General features: G+C 68.6%; 26 protein-coding genes. 19 read left to right on the top strand and 7 right to left on the bottom strand.

Going from position 1 to position 26443, the window contains the following annotated elements:
• The first annotated feature begins 274 nt into the window (after window positions 1-274).
• Window positions 275-646: a hypothetical protein gene (locus WDLP6_RS15220; protein WP_162567969.1), complete on the top strand. Its 372-nt coding sequence runs from the start codon at window positions 275-277 to the stop codon at window positions 644-646.
• 25 nt (window positions 647-671) lie between these two features.
• Here the strand turns inward: WDLP6_RS15220 and WDLP6_RS15215 are convergent, their stop codons facing one another.
• From WDLP6_RS15215 to WDLP6_RS15205, 3 genes are all read right to left on the bottom strand, one after another.
• Window positions 672-1460 (bottom strand): SDR family oxidoreductase, encoded by a 789-nt coding sequence (locus WDLP6_RS15215; protein ID WP_162593005.1) that lies wholly within the window; start codon window positions 1458-1460, stop codon window positions 672-674.
• A gap of 49 nt (window positions 1461-1509) precedes the next feature.
• Window positions 1510-1965 (bottom strand): hypothetical protein, encoded by a 456-nt coding sequence (locus tag WDLP6_RS15210; protein ID WP_162567967.1) that lies wholly within the window; start codon window positions 1963-1965, stop codon window positions 1510-1512.
• A gap of 164 nt (window positions 1966-2129) precedes the next feature.
• A complete protein-coding gene (locus WDLP6_RS15205; protein WP_232077076.1) occupies window positions 2130-3071 on the bottom strand; it encodes a LysR substrate-binding domain-containing protein in 942 nt (313 codons plus the stop codon).
• 102 nt (window positions 3072-3173) lie between these two features.
• Here WDLP6_RS15205 and WDLP6_RS15200 point away from each other — a divergent pair, with 102 nt between their 5' ends.
• Window positions 3174-4142, top strand: coding sequence for a tripartite tricarboxylate transporter substrate binding protein (locus WDLP6_RS15200; protein WP_162593003.1), 969 nt, complete (start codon window positions 3174-3176; stop codon window positions 4140-4142).
• 14 nt (window positions 4143-4156) lie between these two features.
• A complete protein-coding gene (locus tag WDLP6_RS15195) occupies window positions 4157-5080 on the top strand; it encodes an alpha/beta hydrolase (RefSeq protein WP_162593002.1) in 924 nt (307 codons plus the stop codon).
• A 21-nt stretch (window positions 5081-5101) separates the two neighbouring features.
• Here the strand turns inward: WDLP6_RS15195 and WDLP6_RS15190 are convergent, their stop codons facing one another.
• Entirely contained in the window at window positions 5102-5638 is a 537-nt protein-coding gene (locus WDLP6_RS15190; protein ID WP_162593001.1) for a DUF4124 domain-containing protein, read from the bottom strand.
• A 135-nt stretch (window positions 5639-5773) separates the two neighbouring features.
• Between WDLP6_RS15190 and WDLP6_RS15185 the strand changes: the two genes are divergently transcribed.
• From WDLP6_RS15185 to WDLP6_RS15145, 9 genes are all read left to right on the top strand, one after another.
• On the top strand, window positions 5774-6754 hold the full coding sequence (locus WDLP6_RS15185; RefSeq protein ID WP_162593000.1) for an aldo/keto reductase: 981 nt from the start codon (window positions 5774-5776) through the stop codon (window positions 6752-6754).
• Window positions 6751-7626: an NUDIX hydrolase gene (locus WDLP6_RS15180; RefSeq protein ID WP_162592999.1), complete on the top strand. Its 876-nt coding sequence runs from the start codon at window positions 6751-6753 to the stop codon at window positions 7624-7626. The genes WDLP6_RS15185 and WDLP6_RS15180 overlap by 4 nt, the downstream gene beginning before the upstream one ends.
• 200 nt (window positions 7627-7826) lie before the next feature.
• Window positions 7827-9545 carry a glycosyltransferase family 39 protein gene (locus tag WDLP6_RS15175; RefSeq protein ID WP_162592998.1) on the top strand — a complete coding sequence of 573 codons (1719 nt, stop codon included), beginning with the start codon at window positions 7827-7829 and terminating at the stop codon, window positions 9543-9545.
• Window positions 9542-9931, top strand: coding sequence for an SMR family transporter (locus WDLP6_RS15170; protein ID WP_162592997.1), 390 nt, complete (start codon window positions 9542-9544; stop codon window positions 9929-9931). The genes WDLP6_RS15175 and WDLP6_RS15170 overlap by 4 nt, the downstream gene beginning before the upstream one ends.
• Window positions 9932-9948: 17 nt before the next feature.
• Window positions 9949-11079 (top strand): DegT/DnrJ/EryC1/StrS family aminotransferase, encoded by a 1131-nt coding sequence (locus WDLP6_RS15165; RefSeq protein WP_443083409.1) that lies wholly within the window; start codon window positions 9949-9951, stop codon window positions 11077-11079.
• Between the two features lie 68 nt (window positions 11080-11147).
• Window positions 11148-12083, top strand: coding sequence for a glycosyltransferase (locus WDLP6_RS15160; protein WP_162595109.1), 936 nt, complete (start codon window positions 11148-11150; stop codon window positions 12081-12083).
• The gene (locus tag WDLP6_RS15155) at window positions 12080-13033 is read left to right on the top strand and encodes a formyltransferase (protein WP_162592995.1); all 954 of its coding nucleotides are present in this window, start codon (window positions 12080-12082) and stop codon (window positions 13031-13033) included. Before WDLP6_RS15160 ends, WDLP6_RS15155 begins: the two co-directional genes overlap by 4 nt.
• Before the next feature lie 34 nt (window positions 13034-13067).
• Window positions 13068-14111 carry a bifunctional UDP-4-keto-pentose/UDP-xylose synthase gene (locus tag WDLP6_RS15150; RefSeq protein ID WP_162592994.1) on the top strand — a complete coding sequence of 348 codons (1044 nt, stop codon included), beginning with the start codon at window positions 13068-13070 and terminating at the stop codon, window positions 14109-14111.
• A gap of 5 nt (window positions 14112-14116) precedes the next feature.
• On the top strand, window positions 14117-15019 hold the full coding sequence (locus WDLP6_RS15145; protein ID WP_162592993.1) for a 4-deoxy-4-formamido-L-arabinose-phosphoundecaprenol deformylase: 903 nt from the start codon (window positions 14117-14119) through the stop codon (window positions 15017-15019).
• Here the strand turns inward: WDLP6_RS15145 and WDLP6_RS15140 are convergent.
• The 3 genes from WDLP6_RS15140 to WDLP6_RS15130 are packed head-to-tail and all read right to left on the bottom strand — an operon-like array spanning window position 15004 to window position 16986.
• Complete coding sequence (locus WDLP6_RS15140; RefSeq protein WP_162592992.1) at window positions 15004-16278, bottom strand: O-antigen ligase family protein; 1275 nt, start codon at window positions 16276-16278, stop codon at window positions 15004-15006. The genes WDLP6_RS15145 and WDLP6_RS15140 overlap by 16 nt on opposite strands.
• Before the next feature lie 16 nt (window positions 16279-16294).
• The gene (locus WDLP6_RS15135) at window positions 16295-16636 is read right to left on the bottom strand and encodes a DUF202 domain-containing protein (RefSeq protein ID WP_162592991.1); all 342 of its coding nucleotides are present in this window, start codon (window positions 16634-16636) and stop codon (window positions 16295-16297) included.
• Entirely contained in the window at window positions 16633-16986 is a 354-nt protein-coding gene (locus tag WDLP6_RS15130; protein WP_162592990.1) for a YidH family protein, read from the bottom strand. Before WDLP6_RS15130 ends, WDLP6_RS15135 begins: the two co-directional genes overlap by 4 nt.
• 311 nt (window positions 16987-17297) lie before the next feature.
• Between WDLP6_RS15130 and WDLP6_RS15125 the strand changes: the two genes are divergently transcribed.
• Genes WDLP6_RS15125 through WDLP6_RS15095 form a run of 7 tightly spaced genes read left to right on the top strand, consistent with a single transcriptional unit; the run spans window position 17298 to window position 26428 of the window.
• Entirely contained in the window at window positions 17298-18614 is a 1317-nt protein-coding gene (locus tag WDLP6_RS15125) for an MFS transporter (RefSeq protein WP_232077075.1), read from the top strand.
• A gap of 12 nt (window positions 18615-18626) precedes the next feature.
• Window positions 18627-20081 carry an NAD-dependent succinate-semialdehyde dehydrogenase gene (locus tag WDLP6_RS15120; protein ID WP_162592989.1) on the top strand — a complete coding sequence of 485 codons (1455 nt, stop codon included), beginning with the start codon at window positions 18627-18629 and terminating at the stop codon, window positions 20079-20081.
• A gap of 32 nt (window positions 20082-20113) precedes the next feature.
• Window positions 20114-21550: a Rieske 2Fe-2S domain-containing protein gene (locus tag WDLP6_RS15115; RefSeq protein ID WP_162592988.1), complete on the top strand. Its 1437-nt coding sequence runs from the start codon at window positions 20114-20116 to the stop codon at window positions 21548-21550.
• Between the two features lie 16 nt (window positions 21551-21566).
• On the top strand, window positions 21567-22526 hold the full coding sequence (locus tag WDLP6_RS15110; RefSeq protein WP_162592987.1) for a PDR/VanB family oxidoreductase: 960 nt from the start codon (window positions 21567-21569) through the stop codon (window positions 22524-22526).
• 17 nt (window positions 22527-22543) lie between these two features.
• Window positions 22544-24148: a GMC family oxidoreductase gene (locus tag WDLP6_RS15105; protein ID WP_162592986.1), complete on the top strand. Its 1605-nt coding sequence runs from the start codon at window positions 22544-22546 to the stop codon at window positions 24146-24148.
• Window positions 24145-24930 carry a GntR family transcriptional regulator gene (locus WDLP6_RS15100; RefSeq protein WP_162592985.1) on the top strand — a complete coding sequence of 262 codons (786 nt, stop codon included), beginning with the start codon at window positions 24145-24147 and terminating at the stop codon, window positions 24928-24930. Before WDLP6_RS15105 ends, WDLP6_RS15100 begins: the two co-directional genes overlap by 4 nt.
• A gap of 40 nt (window positions 24931-24970) precedes the next feature.
• Window positions 24971-26428 carry a sulfatase-like hydrolase/transferase gene (locus WDLP6_RS15095; RefSeq protein ID WP_162592984.1) on the top strand — a complete coding sequence of 486 codons (1458 nt, stop codon included), beginning with the start codon at window positions 24971-24973 and terminating at the stop codon, window positions 26426-26428.
• Window positions 26429-26443: the final 15 nt, after the last annotated feature.

Raw genomic sequence — 26443 nt, 5'->3', positions numbered from 1 at the left:
GGTCATCGTGCGCCTCGTACGCCGACGCCTTGTTGGGTGGCGGTAATGTAGGGTTGCATTGGCGACCCGTCATACGAGGTGTCGTATGGGCTTTGCATCGTCGATCGAATGCTCACACGCTGGATTTGATGGTAATCGGAAAACCCGTCCGACCTGGGCAAACGGCGGCATATTTCACGCATCGCCGCAGCGGATTCGGCTCTCATGCACATTGGTTGTCGATCCCGCAAACAACTGCCTTTGCTTGCGGGCTGTGTCGCCGTAAAACCGGTGCATGTCCGGATCTCTTTTCGTTCTCACCACGGCTGCGGGGCGGGCCATCCGCAATCCGATCGACGAAGATCTCCGCCGCGCATTGGACGAAGTGTTCCAGGTGCCCGCGCCGTCCGACGATGCGGCCGAGCCGGCCGCGCTTCCCAGCACATGGTTGCGCTACGAGCAGCGGCCCGGCGTCACGCTGGTGCTCGAGGTGTATCCCGGGGGCACGGTGACCTTCGACCAATGGGCCGACGCGCACTACGCGAGGGAACTCGCACCGCCGGCGCGCCTGGGCCGCATCTCGTTCTCGCACGCGCTCGCGCTCTGGCGCGCCCTGCGCGCCGGCGACGTCGGGGCCGTGCGCTGCGAGGCCTGGGAAACGCAGTGACGTGTGCCGAAGCGCCGCGCGGCGCTCACACCACCAGCGGCACGGCCGCGCCGTCCATCGAGATGATCGCGCCGGAGATGTAGCCGGCACGTGCCGAGCTGAGGAAGACGACCGCATCGGCGATGTCTTCCGGCTTGGCGATCCGTCCGAGCGGCATGCGGGCCTGGGCATCGCGCAGCACGTCCTCCGCGCTGCGCTGCTGCAGCCGGGCTTCGGCAGCGAGGCCCTCGGCCATGCGATCGGTCAGCGTCAGCGCAGGGTTGACGGCATTGACGCGCACGCCGTGCGGGCCGTAGGCGGCAGCGAGTCCCGCCGTGGCGAGCATCAGCGCGGCATTGGCAGCGCCACCCGCGAGATGCGTCGGGGCCGCGACCTTGCCGCCCATGCCGACGATGTTCACGATCGCGCCAGCGCCTCGCTGGCCCATGCCCTTGATCACCGGATCGATGACGTTGATGTAGGTGAAGAACTTGGCTTGCATGGCGTCCTGCCATGTCTGCGGCCGGAGTTCGTCGAAGGGCGTGCGCCGCGCGGCGCCGGCCGAATTGACCAGGATGTCGATCGGCCCCAGCGCCGCCTGTGCCGCGTCGGTCATTGCCAGCGCCGCACCGGCGTCGCACAGGTCCGCGCTGTAGCCACCGACTGCATGGCCTTCGGCGCGCAGCTGCGCCGCGGCGGCGTCGAGATGGGCCTGCGTGCGTCCGGCCAGGCTGACGCGCGCGCCTTCGCGCAGGAAGGCCCGGGCGCAGGCGAGGCCGATGCCGCGGCTGCCGCCGGTGACAAGCACGTGCTTGCCGGTGAGTTCGAGATTCATGGGTTCTTCGTGAAGGGAATTCTCGAACTCAGTGTGGCATGAAGACCATCTAGGGTTTGGGCAGGTTGCCGAAGCGCTGGAAGATGGCCGAGCCCAGGCGCTTGATCTCCATCATCGAGTCCGACTTGGGCGATTCCTCGCCGGCCAGCACCGCGGCGGCATGGCCAGCGGCATCGCTGGCGGCACGCGCGTTGGTCGAGCAGCGCGCCAGCTCGAGCTGGCGCTCGGACGAGGGCAGTTCCGCGAAGCCCTCCATCAGATCCTCGCTCACCTTCAGCGCGGCCGCTGCCGCAGTGAGGCTCATGTGGATGGCGGCACGTACCCGATTGCCGTGGTCGTTGTCTTCCTTGATCCGCAGTTCGGCTTCCTGGATGGATGCAGGCAGGCCGCCGAGGTCGGTCGGTGCGAAATAGGGCACGGCGGCAGTGCCGAGGCGCCGCCCCGCGATTACCTCTTCGATCGCCCTGCGGGCTTTCACCACCGTGTTCAGATCCGGGATTTCCATGGTTAACCTGTGTACCCCATTCATGGGAGAAGTCCGAGTGTCGGTCAGGTGTCGGAAATCTGTAGGGCTGCGCGCCCGGAAAAGTCCGGGTCTTGTTAAATCCTTGACGATTGAGGGCCTCGTCACCCCGGAGGGTGATGGAGAGTCTGGATTATTTATTAGAACTAATTTGTTACTTTCTTCGCCGAATCGCGCAAAGCCTGCAAGACCCGGTCGAGCGCCGGGCTCGGCTCCTTCAGATCCCAGACCATGCCCACCGGCCCGACGTCGGACTTGAGGCGCAGCGGCAGGATCGACAGCGTCTTCAGGCTTGCCGGGTGATGGGCCGCGGCGCCGGACATCACGCCGATGCAGTCGGTCTCGCGCATGAGCTGCTGGTTGAGCATGCCGGAGGTGGACACGAGCCAGGGCAACGGCGGCGCGAGCCCGTGGTCGAGGAAGGTCGCATCGATGGCGCGGCGCAGGGCGGTGTCCTGCGGCGGCAGGATCCACGGATGGCGCGCCGCCCGGGTCCACGAGACCCTGGCGACGCGCAGCAGCGGATGCGTACGTCCCACGACCACGCAGTGCGGATCCTTGAAGAGCGGTTCGCAGCGCACCTGCGGGCCGAACGCGCGCTCGTCGAGACGTCCGACGATCACGTCGAGCTCGTGCCGCTCGAAGCGCGCCCACAGTCCGGCGGCGATGTCCTCCACCACCTCGATCTGCAAGGGTTCGGACTGTGCCTTGACCTCGCGCAGAGCGTGCGGCAGCAGGCCGGCGGTGGCGACCGGCATGGCGCCGATCCGCACGATCCCCTGCATTCCGGCCGACACCGATGCCAGTTCGCGCTGCAATTGCTGCGAGTCCGCAACCATGCGCCGGGCATGGCGCAACGCCACCGGAAGATGCGGGCTCGGCTGGATCTGCCGCCCCCGCACGAAAAGCGGCACGCCCAGCGCGGCCTCGATCTCCGCCAGCCATTGCGACACCGCGGGCTGGCTGACGCCGAGGGCGTCGGCCGTGCCCGTGAGACTGCCGTGCCGGTCGACGGCCAGCAGGATCTCGAGATGCCGCAGGCGCAGCCGCTGCAGGTTCAATGCCAATCGAAGGCTTGGTTCAGGCATAAGCAATAGCCATGGATCCAGATGAAATGACCGGTAGATCATTATGTCGAAGCCGGCCATGATCCGCCCGTTCGAACCACTCACCTTGCGGAGCCTGCAGCCATGAATCTTGCGAAACGGATCCTTCCGGCCCTGGCGCTCGCGCTGGCCGTGTGCGCCGGCCACGCGCAGACCTACCCGAGCCGGCCGGTTCGGCTGGTGGTGCCCTTTCCGGCCGGCGGCGGCACCGACATCGTTGCGCGCAAGATGGCGCAGCATCTGCACGAGGAACTGGGGCAGGTCTTCATCGTCGACAACAAGTCCGGCGCGAGCGGCAACATCGGCGCGGAGAGCGTCGCGCGCTCGGCGCCGGACGGCTATACGCTGATGCTGACCGCCGCGCCGTTCGCGATCGCACCGGCGCTGTTCAAGTCGCTCGGCTTCGATCCGGTCAAGGACTTCACGCCGGTCGCCGAGGTGGCCTCGGTGCCGCTGCTCGTCGTGACCCGTGCGGATTCGCCGCTCAAGAGCATCGCCGACCTGGTCGCTGCCGCGAAGAAGGACGGCAATGCGATCAGCTATGCGAGCTTCGGCAACGGCTCCCCGCCGCACCTGGTGGGCGAGCGCATGAAGGCGCTCGCAGGCATCGGCATGACGCACGTGCCGTACAAGGGCAGCCAGGCCGCGCTGCCGGACCTGCTGTCCGGGCAGGTCGCCGTGGGCATCCTCGACGTGGTGTCGATGACGCCGCTGATCAAGTCCGGCCGGCTCCGCGCGCTCGCCATCACCGGCCCGCAACGCACGCCGGTCCTGCCGGACGTGCCGACGCTGACGCAGGCGGGAATCCCGTTCGATACCGTCGGCTGGTATGCGATGTTCGGACCCGCGGGCATGGATCCGGCGATCACCGCGCGGCTCAACGGCGCCGTCAACAAGGTCATGGCCCGGCCCGACATGCGCAGCCTGTTATTGGCGAGCGGTTCGCTGTCGGTCGACCCGGCGCCAACGGCCGCGCAATGGGCTGCGGCCTTCAAGGACAACGTGCAGGTCTGGGGCGAGGTGGCGCGCGCGTCCGGCGCCTCGGTCGAGTGAGCGCGAGGCCGTCCGTGAACGGTTCTCCTGCATCGCTCGATGCGGCGGCCATGACGAATGCGTCCGTCGAGGTCGTCCGCGACGTGGTCTATGGACACGGCCTGGTGCACCGCGCCCGGCCCGGCGGACCGGTGCCGCGTGCGTTGAAGCTGGATCTCTATCTGCCGGCGCGGCACGCGCACACCGCGCCGCGGCCTGCGTTGATCATGGCCTTCGGCGGCGCCTTCCATCGCGGCTCCAAGGAGAACGATGCGTTCGAAGCCGAAGGCGGCAACACCTCCGTGGCCGACTACTGCCTTCGCTTCGCCCGGCGCGGTTACGTGGCATGCGCCATCGACTACCGGCTGGTGACCGAAGATCCGGAGCCCGGCACGACCCCGGTGGTGTCGGCACCCGAGCGCATCCCGACCTCGCGCACGGACGTCGTGCGCCGCATCATGAATCTGCCGCCCGCCACGCCCGACATGCTGTGGCGCGGCATCGAAGCGGCGAGCGACGACATGGCCGAGGCGGTGCGTTTCGTTCGCAGCCGAGCGGCCGAATGGCACGTGGATCCGGCGCGGATCGCGCTCGGCGGCTTCTCCGCCGGCGCACGCACGGCGCTGAATGTCGCGTTCGGCGAGAAGGTGCCGGTGGCGGCCGTCGTGGCGCTCTCGGGCTTCATGGATCGCGCGGACCTGCAGCGGCATCTGAGCGGATTCGATGGCGGGCCGGCGGTGCTGCTGGTGAGCGCCGAGAACGACCTCGACTACATCGCCGAGGCGACGCCCGGCCTGGTCGCCCAGTTGCGCGCTGCCGGGCTGCACTGCGAGCTTCTGGACGTCCCGGGCGCCGGGCATTTCTACCAGGCCGATGCGGTCGCGGTCCATGACGCGCATGGCGCGACCACCGTGGAGCGGGCGATGGCCGGGTTCCTGCGGCGCACGCTGGGCGGGTAGCGCGCGCCGCCACGCGCCGCCTCAGTGGCAGATCACCGTGGTGCCCACCGGCTGGCAGGTCTTGCCGCCGGGACCCTGGTAGCGGTCCAGTTGTCCGGCGCGGTTGTAGTGGTTGCCCTGGGTGTCCCGGCAACCCGTCCTGTCGCAGTCGCGCAGCCGTGGCCGCATGTCGCGCGGCGGCAGAGGCCGGCGGTAGGCGCCGGGGTAGCCATCGTCGTCGCCCGCCCCGGGGTCGTCGCCGCGTGAATCGATGACGACCGGGCCTGCGGGCGCTTGCTGCGGTGGTGGCGGCATTGGCGGTGCGACGACCGGCGCCGGCTCCCGCCGCGGCGCATCCGCGTAGGGGCTGTCCACGCTTCCAGCGGCTTGGCTCTGTCCGGATTCGTCAGGCGTCCGGACGGCCGGCGGCGTCGCTACGCGCCCCACCTGCCGTGCACCCGCCGGACACGCGCCGTCCGTGTAGCTCACGTTGCCGGCCGCATCGGCACAGCGGATCACCTCGGCGCTGCACGGCAGGCCGAGCATGAGCAGGATCGCGACGGGAAGAAGGCGGCGCATGAAGCGCCCATTGTGCCGCCGTGGCCTTCGGCGGACCGATCGGCGTGCGGCTCGAACGTTGCCGCGCACGGGCCGCTCAGCGCGAAACAGACTTCGGCGCCAGAATGCAAGGCTTCAACCGAAGTCCCGACCCTCATGGAATACATACGCCTCGGCCGCACCGGCCTCAAGGTCTCCAGGCTCTGCCTCGGCTGCATGACCTACGGCGAGCCGCAGCGCGGCGCGCACGAATGGACATTGGCCGAGGACGCGAGCCGCCCGCTGATCCGCCAGGCGATCGAGGCCGGCATCAATTTCTTCGACACCGCCAACATCTATTCGGACGGCACCAGCGAGGAGATCCTGGGCCGCGCACTGCGCGATTTCGCGCGCCGCGAGGAGGTGGTGATCGCCACCAAGCTCCATGGCGCGATGCGCAAGGATCCCAACGCGCGAGGCCTGTCGCGCAAGGCGGTGATGACCGAGATCGACCTGAGCCTGAAGCGCCTGGGCACGGACTATGTCGATCTCTACCAGATCCACCGCTTCGACTACACGACGCCGATCGAGGAAACGCTGGAAGCGCTGCACGACGTGGTGAAGGCCGGCAAGGCGCGCTACATCGGCGCTTCCTCCATGTACGCCTACCAGTTCTGCAAGGCGCTGCAGCTGGCCGAGCGGCACGGCTGGACGCGCTTCGTCTCGATGCAGAACCACTACAACCTGATGTACCGCGAGGAAGAGCGCGAGATGATGCGCCTGTGCACGGAGGAGGGCATCGGCGTCATTCCATGGAGCCCGCTGGCGCGCGGCCGCCTCACGCGCGACTTCGATGCCACGACCTTCCGCACGCAGACCGACAAGTTCGGCCAGGGCCTGCACAAGCATCTGGGCGATGCCGACCGGCGCGTCGTCGATGCGGTCGCGGCGGTGGCGGCGGCACGCGGTGTGCCGCGCGCGCAGGTGGCGCTGGCCTGGGTCGCGCACAAGCCGCCGGTGACCGCGCCGATCATCGGCGCCTCCAAGGCCTCGCACCTGACGGACGCGGTGGCCGCGCTGTCGCTGCAGTTGAGCGCGGAGGAAGTCGCAGCGCTCGAGGCGCCTTACGTGCCGCACGATGTGGCGGGTTTCTCTTGAGCGCCGTCCCGTCCGCAGCCCCGGCCCCGAGCCTGCGGCCTTCGTCCACGCTGATCCTGCTGCGCGATGCGTCACAGGGCCTGGAAGTGCTGATGCTCAAGCGCCACGGCCAGTCGGCGGTGCTGGGTGACACCTTCGTGTTTCCCGGCGGCAAGGTCGATGGCGACGACGTGCGGCTCGATGCCGCGCGGCATCTCGACGCCAGCGTGCAGACGCTGCATGCGCGGCTCGGCGAACCGGAGATCGATGTCGCCACCGCGGCCGGCTTCTATGTCGCCGCGCTGCGCGAGGCCTTCGAGGAAGCGGGCCTGCTGCTGGCCCAGGGGCTGTCGCCCGAAGCTTGCACCGAGGCCCGTGCGCGTCTCGGAAGCGGCGTCGCGTTCAATGCCCTGGTGGCCGAACTGGGCCTGCGCCTGCAGGTCGATGCTTTGGCGCCGTGGTCGCGCTGGATCACGCCGGTGCGTTCCGTCAACAAGCAGCGCTTCGACACCCGCTTCTTCGTCGCCAGGACGCCCGCGCAGGGCATCGTGCGCCACGATGGGCACGAAACCACCGAAGCGGCATGGCTGCGTCCGCGCGCCGCGCTCGAGACCTACTGGGACGGCGGGATGGCGCTGGCGCCGCCGCAGATCATGACGCTCGCGCATCTCGCGCGCCACGACGCGGTCGATGCCGTGCTCGCCGATGCAAGGTCACGCCTGCCCGCGCTGGTGGCGCCGCGTGTTCTGGGCGAAGGCGACACGCTCGCGATGTGCTATCCCGGCGACCAGGAACATCCGGTCTGTCAGCGCGCCATGCCCGGCCCGTTGCGGCTGCTGGTGCGCGGCAAGCGCTACGAACCGCAAGGCGGCTTCGATGCGTTCTTCGCCTGAGCGCGTGGCTTGCTGACCGTGCAAGTCAGGCTCCCTTAAGTCCTTGTTAAGCAAGCTCTGCGAGCATCGACGGTTTTCGACGGGGTGGCCTGGGAGGGGATGTCGTCGTCCCGACGATATATGCTCGGCGCCTTGATTCAGAAGGATCGGCCTCCGTTCCAAGCCACGGCGCGACCAGCGAGCGCGCCCGCAAACAATTCATGACTGAAGATCCGATCACCGCGACCTCGACCCGCGCCTCGGCCGGGAGGCCTGCGGCACCGGCGGCGCGCAACACCGCGACCGCATCGCGCTGGCTCCTTGTCTGGCTGGGGCTCCTGGCGCTGGTCTGGTTCGCCAGCCTCGGCACCCGCTCGCTGGTCCATCCGGACGAGGGCCGCTATGCCTCCCTGGCGCTCGAGATGGCGCGCGGCGGCGACTGGGTCACGCCGCGGCTCAACGGACTGCTGTATTTCGAGAAGCCCGCGCTGCAGTACTGGATCGGCGCGTTGAGTTTCCTCACCTTCGGCGTCAACGAATTCGCCGCGCGCCTCTGGCCGGGGATTGCAGGCTTCCTCACGGTGCTCGCGGTCGGCTTCACCGCCGGCCGCCTGTGGGGCCGCGAGGCCGGCATCCGCGCGCTGGCCATCGCCGCATCGACCACCTGGATCGTCGTCAACAGCCATTACCTCACGCTCGACGCCGGCCTCACGCTGTTCCTCACGCTGGCGCTGTGCGCCGTGCTGCTGGCCGACCACGCAGGTGCGGATGCGCGCACGCGCCGCCGATGGATCTGGCTCGCGTGGGCCGCGATGGCCGGTGCGGTGCTGAGCAAGGGCCTGGTCGGTATCGTGATTCCCGGCGCGGTGCTGGTTTTCGTCAGCCTGTGGCGGCGCGACTTGAGCCTCTGGCGCGGCATGCACTGGCTGTCGGGCCTGCTGATCTTCTTCGTGCTGACGGCGCCCTGGTTCGTGCTGGTCTCGCTGCGCAATCCGGGCTTCGCGCAGTTCTTCTTCATCCACGAGCATTTCACGCGCTACCTGACCGAGGAGCATCAGCGCGAAGGCGCGTGGTGGTACTACCTGCCGTTGCTTCTCGCCGGCATGCTGCCTTGGACCGGTGCGTTGCCGTGGCTGCTGCAGGACGGCCGGTCCGCGGCCGATCGCAGCGCGCGCCGGGTCACACCGCGCCATGTGCTGATCGTGTGGTCGGTGTTCGTGCTCGTGTTCTTCAGCGCGTCGGGCTCCAAGCTGCCCTCGTACATCCTGCCGATGTTCCCGGCGCTGGCGCTGCTGCTGGCGTTCCGGCTGCGCGACGTGCCTGCGGCCGTGCTGCGCTGGCATCTGCTGGTGCCGGCGCTGGCCTGGGTCATCGTGCTCGTGGCGTCCACGCAGAGCGCGCGTTTCGCATCCCCCGCGACGCCGGCCGAAGTGCTGGCGCCGCTGGCCTCGGCGGCGCGCGTGGGCGGCGCGCTGTTCCTCGTCGGCGCCGCGGTCGCATGGCGGTTCCTCGGCAATGGCCGCATCACGGCCGCGGTGCTCAGCCTGGCGCTGGGGCATTTCGCCGCTACCACGGTGGTGCTGCAGGCCCACAATGGCTTCGGCCAGCTCAAGAGCGCTGCGGCGCTGGCCGCCGTGGTGCGGCCGCTGCTCGATGCCGACACCCCTGTCTTCGCCGTTCGGACCTATGACCAGACCTTGCCTTTCTATCTCCAGCGCAACGTGGTGCTGGTCGACTACGTGGACGAGTTCGCCCTCGGCGAGCAGCGCGAGCCCGGCCGCACGATCGCCACGCTCGACGACTTCATGGCCCGATGGCGAACCCTGCCTCGCGCGGCGGCCTACATGAGCCCGCTGACGTGGGTCGAACTGCACGAGCGCGGCCTGCCCATGCGCGTCGTGTTCCAGGATCTGAGGCGGCTGGTGGTGGTCAAGCCATGAAGGTGTTCGATTTCATCTGGATCCTCAGCGGCGTGCTGCTCAACGCGGTGGCGCAGCTGCTGCTCAAGGCGGGCGCCGCGAGCGCGGGAGAGATCACGCTCGCGTCCGGCGCGCCCGCGCTCTGGCGCACCGCGCTCGGGCTGGCGCAGCATCCCGCGATCCTCGGCGGCCTGACCTGCTACGCGGTGAGCGTGGTCGTGTGGATCATCGCGCTGTCACGCGTGGAGGTCAGCATCGCCTATCCCATGCTGTCGATCGGCTATGTCCTCAATGCCGTGCTCGCCTGGTGGCTGTTCGGCGAGGACCTCAATGCGCAGCGCTGGCTCGGCATCGGCGTGATCATCGTTGGCGTGGTGCTGGTGGCGCGCAGCGGGAGCCACACATGAGTTTCGAGAATGCTTCCATGAACGCCTTGCCCTTTCTTCCCTTCACCCGGCCCTCGATCGACGAGCGCACGATCGCCGAAGTCGGCGACGTGCTGCGCTCGGGCTGGATCACCACCGGCCCGAAATGCCAGGCGCTGGAAGCGGCGCTGTCCGAGCGCCTCGGCGGCCGGCCGGTGCGGCTTGTCAACTCGGGCACCGCATCGCTCGAACTGGCCTTGCGGCTGTGCGGCATCGGGCCCGGCGACGAGGTCATCACCACGCCGCTCAGCTGGGTCGCCACGGCCAACGTGGTGCTGGCCGTCGGCGCGACGCCCGTGTTCGTCGACGCGGATGCGGCCACGCGCAACATCGACCTCGAGCGCATCGAGGCTGCGCTGACGCCGCGCACGCGGGCGCTGATCCCGGTCGACCTGGCCGGCCTGCCGGTCGATCGCGACCGGCTCTACGCGCTCGCCCGCCGGCACTCGCTGCGGGTGGTCGAGGATGCGGCGCAATCCTTCGGCGCCCACTGGCACGGCCGCGAGATCGGCAGCCTCGGCGACCTGGTCTCGTTCAGCTTCCATGCCAACAAGAACTTCACCTCGGCCGAAGGCGGCTGCCTCGTGCTCAACAACGACGCGGAGGCGCTCGCCTTCGAGAAGCTGCGGCTCCAGGGCGTGACCCGGTTGCCCGACGGCGGCCTCGAGGTCGAGGCCTGGGGCGCGAAGGCCAACCTCACCGACGTGGCGGCGGCCATCGGCCTGGGCCAGCTGCGGCAGGTCGACGATTTCTCCGCGCGCCGGCGCGTGCTGGCGCGCCGCTACTTCGCGCGCTGGGACGCATCGCTCGGTTTCGAGCTGCCGCCCGTCGACCCGGAGAACCACGGCAACTGGCACATGTTCCAGCCGCTGCTGCCGCGCAGCCTCGCGGCGCGCCGCGGCGACTTCATCGCGGCGATGAAGGCCCAGGGCATCGGCGTCGGCGTGCACTATCCCGCGATGCATCTTTTCTCGCTGTTCCGCGCACGCGGTCATGCACCGGGCGATTTCCCCGTGGCCGAGGACATCGGCGCGCGCACCGTGACGCTGCCCCTGTTCCCCGCGATGGCCGATGCCGACGTGGACCGCGTCTGCGCGGCCGTGACGGCGGCGGTCGCCGCACTGCGCTAAAGCCGAGGCCGACGATGACAATGCACGATGCGGTCCAGCTCGAGAGCGCGCCGCCCACCGACACCGCCATGCGGACGACGCTGAGCGTCGTGATCCCGGTCTACAACGAGGAGGCCGGCCTGGCGGCGCTGTTCGCGCGGCTCTATCCGGCGCTCGATGCGCTGGGCATCGGCTATGAGATCGTCTTCATCGACGATGGCAGCCGCGACCGTTCTCCGGCGCTGCTGGCCGCGCAGTTCGAGAGCCGTCCCGATGTCACGCGCGTGATCCTGCTCAACGGCAACTTCGGCCAGCATCGCGCGATCCTCGCGGGCTTCGAACATTGCCGCGGCGAGCGCGTCGTCACGCTCGATGCCGACCTGCAGAATCCGCCCGAGGACATCCGGCTCCTGCTCGAGGCGATGGACCAGGGCTACGACTATGTCGGCTCGATCCGCCAGGACCGGCAGGACTCCGCATGGCGTCGCTGGGCCTCGCGCGCGATGAACCATCTGCGCCATCGCCTCACGCGCATCGCGATGACCGACCACGGCTCGATGATGCGCGCCTACAGCCGCAACGTGGTGCAGCTCATCAACCAGTGCAACGAGATGAACACCTTCATCCCGGCGCTGGCCTACCAGTTCGCCAGGAACCCGGTCGAGGTGGTGGTGGGCCACGAGGCGCGCCATGCGGGCGAGTCCAAGTATTCGCTGTACAGCCTGATCCGGCTCAACTTCGATCTGGTCACCGGCTTCTCGCTGGTGCCGCTGCAGGCCTTCTCGATGCTCGGCATCGTGGTCTCGCTGCTGTCGGGACTGCTGTTCCTGGTGCTGGCCGGCCGGCGGCTGGTGCTGGGGCCGGAGGAGGGCGGCGTGTTCACGCTGTTCGCGCTGCTGTTCCTCTTGGTCGGCCTCGCGCTGTTCGGCATCGGCCTCCTGGGCGAGTACATCGGGCGCATCTACCAGGAGGTGCGGGCACGCCCGCGCTATGTGATCAATGCCATCCTGGAGCGCAAGCCATGACCGATCTCCGCCGACCCGCACTTGCCATCGTGTTCGCGTACCACGACGTCGGCGTGCGCTGCCTGCGCGTGCTGCTCGACGCCGGCGTCGAGGTGCCGCTGGTCATCACCCATGAAGATGCGCCCGGCGAGACGATCTGGTTCGGCAGCGTCGCCGCGGTCGCCGCCGAGTACGGCGTGCCTTGCGTCACGCCCGCTGATCCGCATGCACCCGAGCTGATCGAAAAGGCGCTCGCGATCGGGCCCGACTTCGTGTTCTCGTTCTACTACCGGCAGATGCTTCGGCCCGAATGGCTGACGCTGCCGCGGCGCGGCGCCTTCAACATGCACGGCTCGCTGCTGCCGCGCTACCGTGGCCGCGCGCCGGTCAACTGGGCCGTCATCCACGGCGAGAGCGAGACCGGCGCCACGCTGCACCGCATGAACGAGAAGCCCGACAACGGCGCGATCGTCGACCAGTGCGCGGTGCCGATCCTTGCCAACGACACCGCACGCGAGGTGTTCGCCAAGGTCACGGTCGCGGCCGAGATCGTCATGGCGCGCAGCCTGCCGGGCCTGATCGACGGCACCTCGATGGAGCATCCGCAGCGCCTGTCGCTCGGGCGCTACTTCGGCGGCCGCCGGCCCGAGGACGGGCGCATTCCCTACGACGCCGATGCGGCGCAGATCCACAACCTCGTGCGTGCGCTCGCGCCACCCTACCCGGCCGCCTTCGTGCAGATCGCGAAGAAGCGCGTCTTCATCGAGCGCACCCTGCGCGCACCGGCTTCGCCCGAGGTGCCGGGCAAGGGCCTGCGACTGGCGAGCGACGGCACTTCGCTGTGGCTCGTCGCGGCCGACGGCAGCGCCTTGCGCGTGCTGGCGGCGCGCTGCGACGGCGACGCACAGGTGCTCGCCGCGCACGACTTCGAATCCCGTTTCGGCGCCCGCTGCATCGCGGTCGACGCCTGAGGGATTTCCCTTTCCTGTTTTTCGATTGCCTTCCATGCTCAAAGTCCTGATCCTCGGCGTCAACGGTTTCATCGGCCACCATCTCACGCGCCACATCATGGAGAACACCGACTGGCAGGTCCACGGCATGGACATGCAGTCGGACCGCGTCGCGCCCTGGCTCGGGCATCCGCGCTTCCACTTCTTCGAGGGCGACATCACGATCAACAAGGAGTGGATCGAATACCACGTCAAGAAGTGCGACGTGGTGCTGCCGCTGGTCGCGATCGCGACGCCGGCGACCTACGTGCGCGAACCGCTGCGCGTGTTCGAACTCGACTTCGAGGCCAACCTGCCGATCGTGCGGCAGTGCCTGCGCTACGGCAAGCGCGTGGTGTTCCCATCGACCAGCGAGGTCTACGGCATGTGCACCGACGAGGCCTTCGATCCCGAGGCCTCGAACCTGGTCTACGGCCCGATCAACAAACCGCGCTGGATCTATGCCTGCGCCAAGCAACTGATGGATCGCGTGATCCACGCCTACGGCCAGGAGCAAGGCCTGCGCTACACGCTGTTCCGGCCCTTCAACTGGATCGGCCCCGGCCTCGACAGCCTGCATGCGCCGAAAGAAGGATCGAGCCGCGTGATCACCCAGTTCCTCGGCCACATCGTGCGCGGCGAGCCGATCCGGCTGGTCGACGGCGGCAGCCAGCAGCGCGCCTTCACCGCGATCGGCGACGGCATCGCGGCGCTGGTGAAGATCATCGCCAACGAGGGCGGCATCGCCGACCGCAAGATCTACAACATCGGCAATCCCGGCAACAACCACTCGATCCGCGCGCTCGCCGGGATGATGCTGGACCTCGCGAAGACGCTGCCCGAATACCGCGAGGCCGCCGAGCGCGTCGAGCTGATCGACATCGCGTCCGAGGACTACTACGGCAGCGGCTACCAGGACGTGCTGCAGCGCGTGCCCGACATCCGCAACACCATCGCCGATCTCGCCTGGGCGCCCAGGGTCGGCATGCAGGAAGCATTGGCCGAGCTCTTCGCGTACTACCGCGACGAAGCCGCCGCCGCCGTCGACCTGGTGCCCTGAGCGCGATGGCGCGCATCGCACTGAAGGTCGACGTCGACACCTGGCGCGGCACCCGCGAAGGCGTGCCGGCGCTGGTGAGGCTGCTGAGCGCGGCCCAGGCCGGCGCGAGCTTTCTTTTCAGCCTCGGGCCGGACCACACGGGCCGCGCGATCCTGCGCGTGCTGCGCCCCGGCTTCCTGCAGAAGGTGTCGCGCACCTCGGTGGTCGAACACTACGGGCTGCGCACGCTGCTCTATGGCAGCTTGCTGCCGGGCCCGGACATCGGCCGACGCGAGGCCGCGACCTTGCGCAGCGTGCGCGATGCCGGCTTCGAGGTCGGCGTGCACTGCTGGGACCATGTGCGCTGGCAGGACCACCTGCTGCGGCACGACGAGGCCTGGGCCCTGCGCGAAATGCGCCGCGCGACCGAGCGCCATGCCGAGGTCTTCGGTTCGCCGCCGCGGGTGCATGGCGCGGCGGGCTGGCAATTCAACGAAGGCGCGGCGCGGGCCGAGGCCTTGCTCGGCATCGCATTCGCATCCGACACGCGCGGCACTCATCCTTTCGTGCCGGTCGCGGGGGACGGCAGCATCATCGGGCCGCCGCAGTACCCGACCACGCTGCCGACGCTCGACGAGCTGATCGGCGTCGACGGCATCACGGCGGACAACGTGCACGAGCCGCTGCTCGCACGGACCGAGCGCACGGTGCAAGACCAGGTCTACACGCTGCATGCGGAGCTGGAGGGCATGAAGCTGCTGCCGGTGTTGGAGCGCCTCGTCGCCGGCTGGCGCGCGCAGGGGCATGCGCTGGTGTCGGTGGGCGCGCTGCACGATGCGCTGCGCGGCACGGTTCTGCCGCGCGAGCGCATCGCGCTCGGCACGGTGCCGGGCCGGTCCGGCCTGCTGGCCGTTCAGCGCGCGGACTGAGCGAACACGCCCCGCCACGGGTTGCCGGACGCGTGCGCCAGGCGCAGGTAGACGAAGGCAATCCACGGCAGGCTGAGTCCGATCGCGGCATCGCGCAGCGCCGAATTGACGCTGGTGGCGACGCACAGGATCAGCAGCGCGACGAAGGTCAGCCGGCCGGTGAGGTCGCGCCGTCGCCACGCGACCACCAGGCCCGTCGCCATGATCGCCGCCAGGATCAGCAGGCCAGGCACGCCGGTCTCCGCGCCCATCCACAGGAAGTCGTTGTGCGGCATGCTGTAGTCGTAGAGCAGCTTCGGGCCGCGCCGATGCCATTCGGGCGTCCAGCTGCCGAGCCCGCCGCCGGCCAGCGGATGGTCGAGCATCATGCGCGTGGTCTCGCGGTACATGTAGAAGCGCACCACCCAGCTGCCTTCGGACACGGCGCCGGCTTCGGCGGCCTCGAGCTCCTGCACGCCGAGCCTGAGCTTGTCCTGCATCGAAGGCGCATTCCAGACCAGCGTGCCGGCCACCACGGCGCCGACGCAGAGCGCGACGGCCAGCACGCGCAGACGGCCGCGCCATTGGTGCACGCAGGCCGCGAAGAGTGCCAGCAGCAGGCCCAGCAGCGAGGTGCGCGACGGCAGCGTGAAGGTCGCGATCGCACCGGCCGCGACCGTCACCGCGAAGGCCGGAACGGCCCAGTGCCAGCGATCGCGGGTGTCGTTCAGATGCGTCAGGCCGACGACCGCCGCCGACGCGCCGAGCAGCGCGAACAGCAGCGCGTCGTTGATGGACTTGTTGCCCTTCATCACCGTCACGTTGTGCCAGAGCGGCAGATCGGGCAGACCCGTGGTGTGCGCCAGCACGATCGCGATCAGCGCGAACAGCGCAGCGAGCAGGAACCCGCGCAACGCCCAGACGGCTTCTTCGACCGCCAGCAGCACCGGGATCGCGAGCGTGGCTGCGATGCGCAGGTCGTGCCAGAGGCTCAGCGCCGTCTCGGGATGGTGCGGCCGCAGCGCCAGCACCACCAGCGTCCAGGCCACCCAGGCGAGCAGCGGCCAGCGCAGCGGATCCGCGCGCAGCCGCATCGCACGCGCGCGCCAACGCGAAGGCGCGCAAAGCAGCGCGACGATCGTCAGTCCGAGCCCGAGGTAGTTGAGGCCGACGGGCATGAAGACCACGCAGCCCCACAGGAAGGCGGCGACCCGGACGAAACGGGAAGGCGAGGAAGGAAAGGCGCCGGCGTTGTCCGGCCTGCTCGCGGGTGTGTCCATCGTCGCCGGCACGGGCTCAACCCGCGACGATGGCGGCCATGCCGGTGGCGCACGCGATCAGCGTGACGACCGCGGCCGCCGCGACGGCATTGGCCGACGGCGCGGTCGGGCCGCGGCCGTCCAGCAGGCGCCGCCGGCGCCAGACGCCATAGAGCATGGCGGCCACCGAAGCCATCAGCAGTGCGAAGGCCAACGCAGTGATCGGCGTCTCCCGGTCGACCCAGCCCGAGCGCAGCGCGAGCAAGGCATTGACGAAGATCGACAGCGCGGTGCGGTTCCACGACAGCGCGGTGCGTTCGGCCTGCAGGCCTGCATCGCGGGCGCGCGGCGCCGCGGCGTCCGCAGGAGCGGCCGTCATTTCCGCAGCAGCAGGAAGGCGATGACCGCGGCGACCCCGAGGATGGACGCGGCGATCACCGGGATGGCCATCGTGCCCGGCAGCCGGCGCGCATGGCGCATCGCGATCTCGTTGGCACGCCAGCGTGCGTAGGCCATGGCGCAGAGCAGGGCGGCGATCGTGCTGAGCGCGATCGCGAGCAGCTCGACGACGAGGTGCGACGCGAGCCTGGTGGAGAACTGGTCGAGCAGCACCCCGCCGGCCAGCAGGGCGAGCGCGGTGCGGATCCACGCGAGGAAGGTGCGCTCGTTGGCCAGCGAGAACCTGTAGTCCGGTTCTGCGCCCTCCTGGCGCCATCGTGGTTCACGCATCACAGGATCTCCTCTTTCATGTTGTTCGATTCAGTTTGGCATTCCGGACCGCGTGCCGATCCGCGGCGACGAGTCTACGACGCGCAGGCCGCGCACTCCTGCAGTCGAAACGGGCGATCGACCTATAGGACCAGGGGAAAGTCCTGTATAGGACACCATTGAAGCTTGGTCCTATAGAGGACTACAGTTCATGCACCCACCCGAAACCGCAACGCGAACGACAGGAGAATGCATGAACGCCCCCAATAAGCGCCTTCCATCCGAGGCCCGCCGGCCTTCGCTGACCGTCCCGAATCGCGCAGGAGGCCGCCATGTCCCGCGTTGAGAACTCCCCGCTGCGGGGCTGGATCGTGACCATCATGCTGGCACTGTTCATGGTGATCAACTTCATGGACAAGGCGATCCTCGGCATCGTCGCCAAGCCGCTGATGGCGGAGCTGCACATCCAGCCGGCCGAGTTCGGCTTGGTCGCCAGCAGCTTCTTCCTGCTGTTCTCGATCTCGGCGATCTGCTTCGGCTTCATCGCCAACCGCATGTCGTCCAAGATGGTGCTGCTGATCCTGGCGGCCATCTGGGGCCTCTCGCAGTTTCCGCTGGCCTTCGCCGCCTCGGTGCCGCGGCTGTTCTTCTCGCGCATCCTGCTCGGCGTGGGTGAAGGCCCGGCGTATCCGCTGGCGCTGCATGCCTGCTACAAGTGGTTTCCGAACGACCGGCGCAACCTGCCGTCGGCGGTCATCTACCAGGGCGTGACCCTCGGCCTGCTGATTTCCGGCCCGATCCTGACCTTCATCCTGGTCCGCTACAGCTGGCATGCGGCCTTCCTGACGCTGGCCATCGCGAGCCTCGTCTGGATGGTGGTGTGGTTCATCCTCGGTGCCGAGGGCCGGGTGACCAGCGACAGCGAGACCCGCGTCCATCTGTCGCACACCGCGCATGTGTCCTACCGCACGCTGCTGACCGACAAGACCTTCCTCGGCAACATGGCGCTGTACTGGACCACCTACTGGATCTTCGCGCTGATGTTCACGTGGATCCCCTCGTACCTCGGCACGGTGCTGAACTACAGCCCCACCGAGACCGGCTGGATGTTCATGCTCTTCACCGGCATCAACGTGCCGATCGTGCTCGGCGGTTCCTGGCTGTCGCAGTTCCTGCTCAAGCGCGGCGTGGCTTCGGTGCGTGCGCGTGCAGGGCTGAGCTGCATCTTCGTGCTGGTCGGCGGGCTGTTCATTTGCCTGTCGCTGTTCGCCGTCCAGCAGCCCTTGCTGAAGGTGATCCTGCTGGCGATCGGCTGCAACTTGCCGCAGCTCACCTTCGTGCTGAGTTCGACCATCGTGGCCGAGATCATTCCTGACGCTCAGCGCTCGGGGATGATGTCCGTCAACAGTGCCCTCGCCACCACCGGCGGCCTGATCGCGCCAGCCCTGATGGGTCGTTTCATCCAGAGCGCCGCGACTCCAGCCGCGGGCTACGACACCGGTTTTCTCGTCGCTGCCGTCCTGGCCATCGCGGTGAGCGTGATCGGCTTTCTCATCATCAATCCGGAAGCGAGCAAGCGCCGCTTCGCCGCCCGGGCCCTGCCTGCGACGCCACGGGTGCGTCCCGTCGGTGCCGCGCTGGCGAAATAAACCGAGGATTCCATGAGCAACACCGCCTACCCGACCCAACTCGCCCTGTGCATCGCCGGCGAATGGCGCGGTGCCGAAGGCCGCGACGTCGCTGCGGTCGTCAACCCGGCCACCGGCCGACCGATCGGCCAGCTGCCGATGGCGACCGAGCGCGATATCGACGATGCGCTGCGCGCGGCACACGAAGCCTTCCCGGCCTGGTCGCAAACGAGCGCCTGGCAGCGCGAGACGGTGCTGCGGCGCGCCGCGGCGCTGATCGAGGAACGCCGCGCCACGCTGGCCGAGATCCTCACGCTCGAGAACGGCAAGCCGCTCGCCGATTCGAACGGCGAACTGGACCGCGTCGTCGAAGCCATCCTGTATTGCGCGGAGGAGGGCAAGCGCGCCTACGGCCGCATCCTGCCGCCGCGCTCGCGCCTGCTGTCGCAATCGACGCTGAAGCGTCCGGTCGGGCCGGTGGCGGCCTTCGTGCCCTGGAACTTTCCCGCCTTCCTGGCCGCCCGCAAGATCGCCGCCGCGCTGGCCGCCGGCTGCACCGTCGTGCTCAAGCCGGCGGAAGAGACGCCCGCCATCTGCATCGAACTGGTTCGCGCCTTCATCGATGCCGGCGTTCCCGGCGGCGCGCTCAACCTGCTGTTCGGCGTGCCGGCGCAGATCTCCGAGAAGCTGATCGCCTCGCCGGTGATCCGCAAGATCTCCTTCACCGGCTCGGTGCCCGTCGGCCGGCTGCTCGCCACGATGGCGTCGCAGCAGCTGAAGCCCGCCACGATGGAGCTGGGCGGCCACGCGCCGGTGGTGGTGTTCGACGATGTCGATGTCGACCGCGTTGCGCAGGCCTGCGTCGCCTTCAAGTTCCGCAATGCCGGCCAGGTCTGCCTGTCGCCCAGCCGCTTCTACGTGCATGCGCGCGTGGCGCCGGCCTTCACCGAGCGCTTCGTCGCGCTGGCGAAGGCGTTGCGCGTCGGCGACGGCATGACACCCGGCACGCAGATGGGCCCGCTGAACAACGAGCGCCGCCTGCGCGCGGCCGAGAGCCTGGTCGAGGACGCCCGCGAGCGCGGCGCTCGCATCGCCGCCGGCGGCGAACGCATCGGTCACCAAGGCTGGTTCTTCCCGCCGACCGTGCTCACCGACGTGGCCGAGTCCTCGCGCATCCTGAGCGAGGAGCCGTTCTGTCCGGTGGCGCCGATCATGAGCTTCGAGTCCTTCGACGAGGTGATCGCACGCGCCAACGGCGTCGATGTCGGCCTCGCCGCGTACGCCTTCACCAACCAGCTCGAACGCGCGGCCGAATTCGCCGAGCGCATCGAGGCCGGGTGGATCGGCATCAACAACTTCACGCCGTCGCTGGCGGACGCGCCGATCGGCGGTGCCAAGGACAGCGGACTCGGCTACGAAGGCGGTCCGGAAGGACTCGACGCCTATTTCCACACCCGCTTCGTCAGCCAGTCGAGCGTCGTCGTCTGATCAAACCGAACAGTCCAAGCAAAGGAGAACCCATGAGCACTTCAAACCCCAACGTCGTGGCCAAGCCCATCCGATTCAACGGCTATCTCAAACGCAACGTGCCGGCCCACGACGCCGAACTCACCAGCACCGATGCCGGCACGCCGATGGGCGAGCAGATGCGCCTGTACTGGCAGCCCGTGTGCCTGTCTTCGGAACTCGCCGATGTGCCCAAGGCCATCCGCATCATGGGCGAGGACCTGGTCGTGTTTCGCGACAAGAGCGGCGACGTCGGCGTGCTGCACCGCCATTGCTCGCACCGCGGCGCCTCGCTCGAATACGGCGTGATCGCCGAGCACGGCATCCGCTGCTGCTACCACGGCTGGCACTACGCCGTCGACGGCAGCCTGCTCGACGCGCCCTGCGAGGCCGACGCCACGCGGCTGAAGCAGACGGTGTGCCACGGCGCCTATCCTGCATTCGAGCGCGACGGCCTGGTCTTCGCCTACATGGGTCCGCCCGACAGGAAGCCGCCGTTCCCCGAGTACGACACGTACACCCGGCCCGGCGACACGAAGCTGGTGCCGTTCTCGAACGTCTATCCGTGCAACTGGCTGCAGGTGTACGAGAACATCATGGACCACATGCACACGGCCGTGCTGCACAACCACATGACGGTGGAGGGCGTCGACCAGGCAACCGCCGACGGCGTCTCGCTCGAAGGCTTCGGCGACATGCCGGTCATGCAGTGGGAAGCCACGCGCAACAACAACGGCATGGTCTTCATCGCCGGCCGCCGTCTGCCCGACAACAAGGTCTGGGTGCGCATGACCGAGATGATCTTCCCGAACTACCTGCAGATCGGCTCGCTGGTGCCGACCGCGGCGCGCGAACGCCACTCGACGTCCTCCTGCACGCGCTGGAGCGTGCCGGTCGACGACACGCACATGATCATCTTCGGCTTTCGCCACTTCAACAGCGAAGTGGATCCGGACGGCATCGGCTGCGAAGCCGACTGCGGCGTCGACAAGATCGACTTCCTGGTGGGCCAGACAGGCAACCGCAGCTACGACGAAGGTCAGCGCGCGCCCGGCGACTGGGAAGCGCTGGTGAGCCAGCGGCCGATCGCGGTCCACGCGCTCGAGCATCCCGGCTCGTCCGACGTCGGCGTGTACATGCTGCGCAAGCTGTTGCGCGACATGGTGCGCGGCAAGACGCCGGCCGACACGCTGCACGCGCAGCTGACCGCCGCCGGCGAACCCCTGCCGCTGTACTCGCAGGATTCGGTGCTCGACGTGCAGGAGCTGCCCTCGGCGGAAGACCGCAAGCTGATCCTGAGCCTGGGCAAGCGCGTGTTCGAGGCCATGCGTTCGGCCGATCCGCTGCCCGCCGACGAGCGCGATGCCCATGTGCGGCGGCAGCTCGACCTGATCGAGCGCAGCGCCGCGGCGCCCGCGGCCGCGCAGCAGGCCGAGCGCGCCACCACCTGAGGCCAGGGAGTCCGACATGCTGACACTGCGCGTTCGTTCCATCACCTACGAGGCCGAAGGCATCCTGTCCTTCGAACTCGTGGACCCCCGTGGCGCAGAACTGCCGGCATTCGACGCGGGCGCGCACATCGATGTCCACGTGCCGGGCGGATTGACGCGCCGCTACTCGCTGTGCGATCCCCCGTGGGAGCGCGATCACTACCGCATCGCGGTGCTCGACGTGCCGCACGGCCGCGGCGGGTCGCGCGCGATGCACGAGCGCGTGCATGCGGGCGACCTGATCGAGGTGTCGGAGCCGCACAACTTCTTTCCGGTCGCACCGGACGCGCGCCACGCCATCCTGCTGGCAGGCGGCATCGGCATCACGCCGATCATGGCAATGGTCGAGCAGATGCGCCGTGCCGGCCAGAGCTTCGAGCTGCACTACTGCGCGCAGACGCCGGCGCGCACCGCCTTCACGCGCCGCTTCGCGAACGAGATCGAAGCGGGCAGGGCGCGCCTGCACCACGACGGCGGCGACCCTCGCCGAGGCCTGGACATCGCCAGCGTGCTGGCCAGTCCGGGCGAGGGAACGCATCTCTACTTCTGCGGGCCCGGCGGCTTCATGTCGGCGGTGCGCGCGGCCTCCGGGCACTGGCCGCAGGGCACGGTGCACTTCGAATATTTCGGTGCCGACCCGAGTCCCTCCGCCGCGGCGACGACCACCGGCGGGGCCGAGGGCGCCGAGGTGGTGCTGGAGCGCTCGAAGCGGACCCTGCGCGTCGATCCCTCGCAGTCGATCCTGCAGGCGGTGCGCGATGCCGGCATCGAATGCGAGTCTTCGTGCGAGGCCGGCATGTGCGGCACCTGCCGCGTGCGCTATGTCGGCGGCACGCCGGAACACAACGACTACGTGTTGAGCGATGAGGAGCGGCGCGAGTTCGTCCTCATCTGCTGCGCGCGGGTCGCGCAGGGACCGCTGGTCCTGGACCTCTAGAAAGAACGGAAATCGTCATGCGTCAGTTTGATTACATCGTCGTCGGCGCCGGATCGGCCGGCTGTGCCGTCGCGGGCCGCCTGGCCGAAGATGGCCGCACCAGCGTGCTGCTGCTGGAAGCAGGGCCGGCCGACCGCAACATCTGGATCCATATTCCGATCGGCTACGGCAAGACCATGTTCGATCCGAAGAACAACTGGCGGTTCTATTCCGAGCCCGAGCCCTACCTGAACGGCCGCAAGATCTACCAGCCGCGCGGCCGCACGCTCGGCGGCTCGAGCTCGATCAACGGGCTGGTCTATATCCGCGGCCAGGCCGAGGACTTCGACGCCTGGGAAGCGCTGGGCAACAACGGCTGGGGCTGGTCCGACATCCTTCCGTACTTCAAGCGCTCGGAATCGAATGAGCGCGGCGAGAGCGAGTATCACGGCGGCAAGGGACCGCTGACCGTGTCCGACATCCGCGGCCGCAACGAACTGGTCGAAGCCTTCATCGGCGGTGCCGGCGAGCTCGGCATTCCGCGCACCGACGACTTCAACGGCGCGCGCCAGGAGGGTGCGGGCTACTTCCAGCTCACCACCCGAAACGGCCTGCGCTGCTCGGCGGCCAAGGCCTATCTGCCCGCACCGCGCGCGCGCGGCAACCTGGTCGTCGAGACCGACGCGCACGCCACCGGCGTGATCTTCGAGGGCAAGCGGGCCGTGGGCGTGCGCTACATGCGCAATGGCCAGCTGCAGGAGGCACGGGCGAACTGCGAAGTCGTCGTGAGCGCGGGCGCCTTCCAGTCGCCCCAGCTGCTGCAGGTTTCGGGCATCGGCGATGCCGACTACCTGCGCACGCTGGGCATCCGGCCGCTTCACAACGCGCCGCAGGTCGGCAAGAACCTGCAGGATCATCTGCAGTCGCGCCTCATCTACAAGTGCACCAAGCCGATCACCACCAACGACCAGCTGCGCACGCTCTGGGGACAGGCCCGGATCGGCATGCGCTGGATCTTCCGCAAGGAAGGCCCGGTGGCGGCGGGCATCCAGCTCGGCGGCATGTTCGCGCGCACCGGCCCACAGGCGAAGACGCCCGACGTGCAGTTCCACTTCGGCACCATCAGCGCCGACATGACCGCGGGCAAACCGCATGATTTCTCGGGCTTCACGGTGTCGGTGTGCAACCTGCGCCCGACGAGCCGCGGTGAAGTCAAGGCCGTATCGTCCGACGCGCGCGTCGCGCCGGCGGCGCTCTTCAACTACCTGGCCACCCAGGAAGACGAGAACACCATGCTGGCCGGCTTCCGGCTGGCCCGCAGCATTGCCGCATCGCGCTCGATGGCACCGTACGTCGCCGAGGAATACCGGCCCGGGCCCGGCGTGGGCTCGGACGCGGAGACGCTGGCCTTCATCCGCGACTACGCGACCACCATCTTCCACCCGGTCGGCACCTGCCGCATGGGCGAGGACACGGCTTCGGTGGTCGACACGCGGCTGCGCGTGCGCGGCGTGAGCGGCCTGCGCGTGGTGGACGCGTCGATCATGCCGCTGCTGCTGTCGGGCAACACGAATGCGGGCGCCATGGTCATCGGCGAGAAGGCGGCCGACATGATGAGGGAAGACAGAAGGGAACTGCAATGAATGCCAATGCACAGCGTCTCGAGTTGTTCGATGTCCTCAAGCAGCCCGACCGCACCGGACTGCCCAAATACCAGCGGCTCGCGAACACGCTGCTCGACGCGATCCGGCGCGGCCTCTGGCGGCCGGGCGACCGCCTGCCGGCCGAGGAAGAGCTGGCGCAGATGACGCCGTTCAGCCTCGGCACGGTGCAGCGCGCCTTGCGCGATCTGGCCGACCAGGGCCTGGTGATCCGGCAGCATGGCCTCGGCAGCTTCGTGGCCGAGAAGCCGCGCCAGCTCCAGGATCCGTGGCACTGCCGCTTCCTCGGCGATGACGGTGTGACGGTGCTGCCGATCTTCTCGCAGGCGGTGCAGCGCGCCACCATCCGCGGCGACGGGCCATGGACACCCTACCTCGGCCGCCAGGACGTGATGCGTCTGGACCGCATCATCGACATCAACGGCGAGTTCAAGATCTTCAGCCGCTTCTTTGCCGATCGGACCCTGCTCAACCGTCTGTGGGAAACGCCGATGGACAAGCTGCACGGCGCGAACTTCAAGAAGATGATCGCCAGGCAGTGCCAGCTGCCGATCACCGACATCACGCACCTGGTGAGCATCGCGCCCTTCGATGCCGAGTCCTGCGAACGGATCGCCGTCGCGCACGACACCACGGGGCTGTACATGCAGGCCGTCGCGCGCGCGGGCCGGGACCTGTGCGTGTACTACCAGCAATTCTTCATCGCTCCGAACCAGCGCGTGCTCGTGCTGCCGGAGCACACACCCGCATCGCAGCGCGCCTGATCTTCCCGGCGCACGCCATCGCACACACAGGAGTCCAGAAATGAAAACACAGCCCCAGAACCTCGTCATCATCATGTCGGACGAGCATTCGCCCAAAGCCCTGGGCTGCTACGGCCACGATATCGTCCAGACGCCCCACCTCGATGCGCTGGCCGCGCGCGGCACGCGCTTCTCGCATGCCTACTGCACGAGCCCGGTATGCATTCCCGCGCGGGCATCGTTCGCGACCGGCAAGTACATCCACCAGATCGGCTACTGGGACAACGCCGACGCCTACGACGGCCGCGTGCCCAGCTGGCACCACGTGCTGCGCGAAGGCAAGCACGACGTGGTCTCGATCGGCAAGCTGCACTTCCGCCTGCCGGACGAGGACCACGGCTTCAGCCAGGAGATCATCCCGATGCACATCGTCGAAGGCAAGGGCGACCTGATGGGCCTGGTGCGCAGCGAGTTGCCCGTACGCAAGGGCGCCTACAAGATGGCGGGCTTCGCCGGCCCCGGCGAAAGCCAGTACACCTTCTACGACCGCGAGATCGCCTCGCGCGCGCAGATCTGGCTGCGCGAAGCGGCGCAGCGCAAGAGCGACCGGCCGTGGGTGCTGTTCGTCTCCTTCGTCTGCCCGCACTTCCCGCTGACGGCACCGCCCGAGCACTACTACCGCTACTACAACCAGGACCTGCCGATGCCCAAGCTGTACGAGAAGTCCGAGCGGCCCACGCATCCCTACCTCGTCGACTACGCCAGCAGCTTCAACTACGACGACTACTTCGACCGGGCGACAGTGAAGAAGGCCATCGCCGGCTACTACGGCCTGTGCTCCTTCCTCGACGAGAACGTCGGCAAGGTGCTGGCGGCGCTGGACGATGCGGGCCTGGGCGACAACACCCGCATCGTCTACACCGCGGACCACGGCGACAACATGGGCACGCGCGGCCTGTGGGGCAAGTCGACGATGTTCGAGGAGACCGCGGGCGTGCCGCTGATCATCGCCGGCGGCGACATCCCGGCCGGCAAGGTGATCGACACGCCGGTCAGCCACGTCGACGTGTATCCCTTCATCCTCGATGCGGTGGGCGAGCAGGAAGCGCGAGCGCGCGAAGGCTTTCCGGGCACCTCGCTGTTCGAGCTGGCGAAGGGTGCGCAGCCGGACCGCAACGTGATGGTCGAGTACCACGGCATGGGGTCGACCACCGGCGCCTTCATGATCCGCCACGGCCGCTACAAGTACATCCACTACATCGGCTATCCGGCGCAATTGTTCGACCTCGATGCGGACCCCGAGGAACTCACGGATCTGGCGGCCAGGCCTGAGCACGAGGCCGCGCTCGGCGAATGCCGCCAGCGGCTGTACGCGATGTGCGATCCGGACGCGGTGGATCGCCAGGCGAAGGCGCGGCAGGCCGTACAGCTCGAGGACCATGGCGGTCGCGAGGCCGTGATCGCCCGCGGCGACCTCGGCTTCACGCCGGCACCCGGTGCCGTGATCGGCTTCGATTGAAGAAGCCGCAGCCTC

It is taken from the genome of Variovorax sp. PBL-E5, from assembly GCF_901827185.1.
Lineage (GTDB): Bacteria > Pseudomonadota > Gammaproteobacteria > Burkholderiales > Burkholderiaceae_C > Variovorax.
This window is presented reverse-complemented; position numbering and strand designations above follow the sequence as displayed.

What these genes read in the sequence shown, in the direction of transcription:
- WDLP6_RS15220 (WP_162567969.1), top strand. Translation starts at nt 275, where the DNA reads ATGTCCGGATCTCTTTTCGTTCTCACCACGGCTGCGGGGCGGGCCATC.
- WDLP6_RS15215 (WP_162593005.1), bottom strand. Translation starts at nt 1,460, where the DNA reads ATGAATCTCGAACTCACCGGCAAGCACGTGCTTGTCACCGGCGGCAGC.
- WDLP6_RS15210 (WP_162567967.1), bottom strand. Translation starts at nt 1,965, where the DNA reads ATGGAAATCCCGGATCTGAACACGGTGGTGAAAGCCCGCAGGGCGATC.
- WDLP6_RS15205 (WP_232077076.1), bottom strand. Translation starts at nt 3,071, where the DNA reads ATGCCTGAACCAAGCCTTCGATTGGCATTGAACCTGCAGCGGCTGCGC.
- WDLP6_RS15200 (WP_162593003.1), top strand. Translation starts at nt 3,174, where the DNA reads ATGAATCTTGCGAAACGGATCCTTCCGGCCCTGGCGCTCGCGCTGGCC.
- WDLP6_RS15190 (WP_162593001.1), bottom strand. Translation starts at nt 5,638, where the DNA reads ATGCGCCGCCTTCTTCCCGTCGCGATCCTGCTCATGCTCGGCCTGCCG.
- WDLP6_RS15185 (WP_162593000.1), top strand. Translation starts at nt 5,774, where the DNA reads ATGGAATACATACGCCTCGGCCGCACCGGCCTCAAGGTCTCCAGGCTC.
- WDLP6_RS15175 (WP_162592998.1), top strand. Translation starts at nt 7,827, where the DNA reads ATGACTGAAGATCCGATCACCGCGACCTCGACCCGCGCCTCGGCCGGG.
- WDLP6_RS15170 (WP_162592997.1), top strand. Translation starts at nt 9,542, where the DNA reads ATGAAGGTGTTCGATTTCATCTGGATCCTCAGCGGCGTGCTGCTCAAC.
- WDLP6_RS15165 (WP_443083409.1), top strand. Translation starts at nt 9,949, where the DNA reads ATGAACGCCTTGCCCTTTCTTCCCTTCACCCGGCCCTCGATCGACGAG.
- WDLP6_RS15160 (WP_162595109.1), top strand. Translation starts at nt 11,148, where the DNA reads ATGCGGACGACGCTGAGCGTCGTGATCCCGGTCTACAACGAGGAGGCC.
- WDLP6_RS15155 (WP_162592995.1), top strand. Translation starts at nt 12,080, where the DNA reads ATGACCGATCTCCGCCGACCCGCACTTGCCATCGTGTTCGCGTACCAC.
- WDLP6_RS15150 (WP_162592994.1), top strand. Translation starts at nt 13,068, where the DNA reads ATGCTCAAAGTCCTGATCCTCGGCGTCAACGGTTTCATCGGCCACCAT.
- WDLP6_RS15145 (WP_162592993.1), top strand. Translation starts at nt 14,117, where the DNA reads ATGGCGCGCATCGCACTGAAGGTCGACGTCGACACCTGGCGCGGCACC.
- WDLP6_RS15140 (WP_162592992.1), bottom strand. Translation starts at nt 16,278, where the DNA reads ATGGACACACCCGCGAGCAGGCCGGACAACGCCGGCGCCTTTCCTTCC.
- WDLP6_RS15135 (WP_162592991.1), bottom strand. Translation starts at nt 16,636, where the DNA reads ATGACGGCCGCTCCTGCGGACGCCGCGGCGCCGCGCGCCCGCGATGCA.
- WDLP6_RS15130 (WP_162592990.1), bottom strand. Translation starts at nt 16,986, where the DNA reads ATGCGTGAACCACGATGGCGCCAGGAGGGCGCAGAACCGGACTACAGG.
- WDLP6_RS15125 (WP_232077075.1), top strand. Translation starts at nt 17,298, where the DNA reads ATGTCCCGCGTTGAGAACTCCCCGCTGCGGGGCTGGATCGTGACCATC.
- WDLP6_RS15120 (WP_162592989.1), top strand. Translation starts at nt 18,627, where the DNA reads ATGAGCAACACCGCCTACCCGACCCAACTCGCCCTGTGCATCGCCGGC.
- WDLP6_RS15115 (WP_162592988.1), top strand. Translation starts at nt 20,114, where the DNA reads ATGAGCACTTCAAACCCCAACGTCGTGGCCAAGCCCATCCGATTCAAC.
- WDLP6_RS15110 (WP_162592987.1), top strand. Translation starts at nt 21,567, where the DNA reads ATGCTGACACTGCGCGTTCGTTCCATCACCTACGAGGCCGAAGGCATC.
- WDLP6_RS15105 (WP_162592986.1), top strand. Translation starts at nt 22,544, where the DNA reads ATGCGTCAGTTTGATTACATCGTCGTCGGCGCCGGATCGGCCGGCTGT.
- WDLP6_RS15100 (WP_162592985.1), top strand. Translation starts at nt 24,145, where the DNA reads ATGAATGCCAATGCACAGCGTCTCGAGTTGTTCGATGTCCTCAAGCAG.
- WDLP6_RS15095 (WP_162592984.1), top strand. Translation starts at nt 24,971, where the DNA reads ATGAAAACACAGCCCCAGAACCTCGTCATCATCATGTCGGACGAGCAT.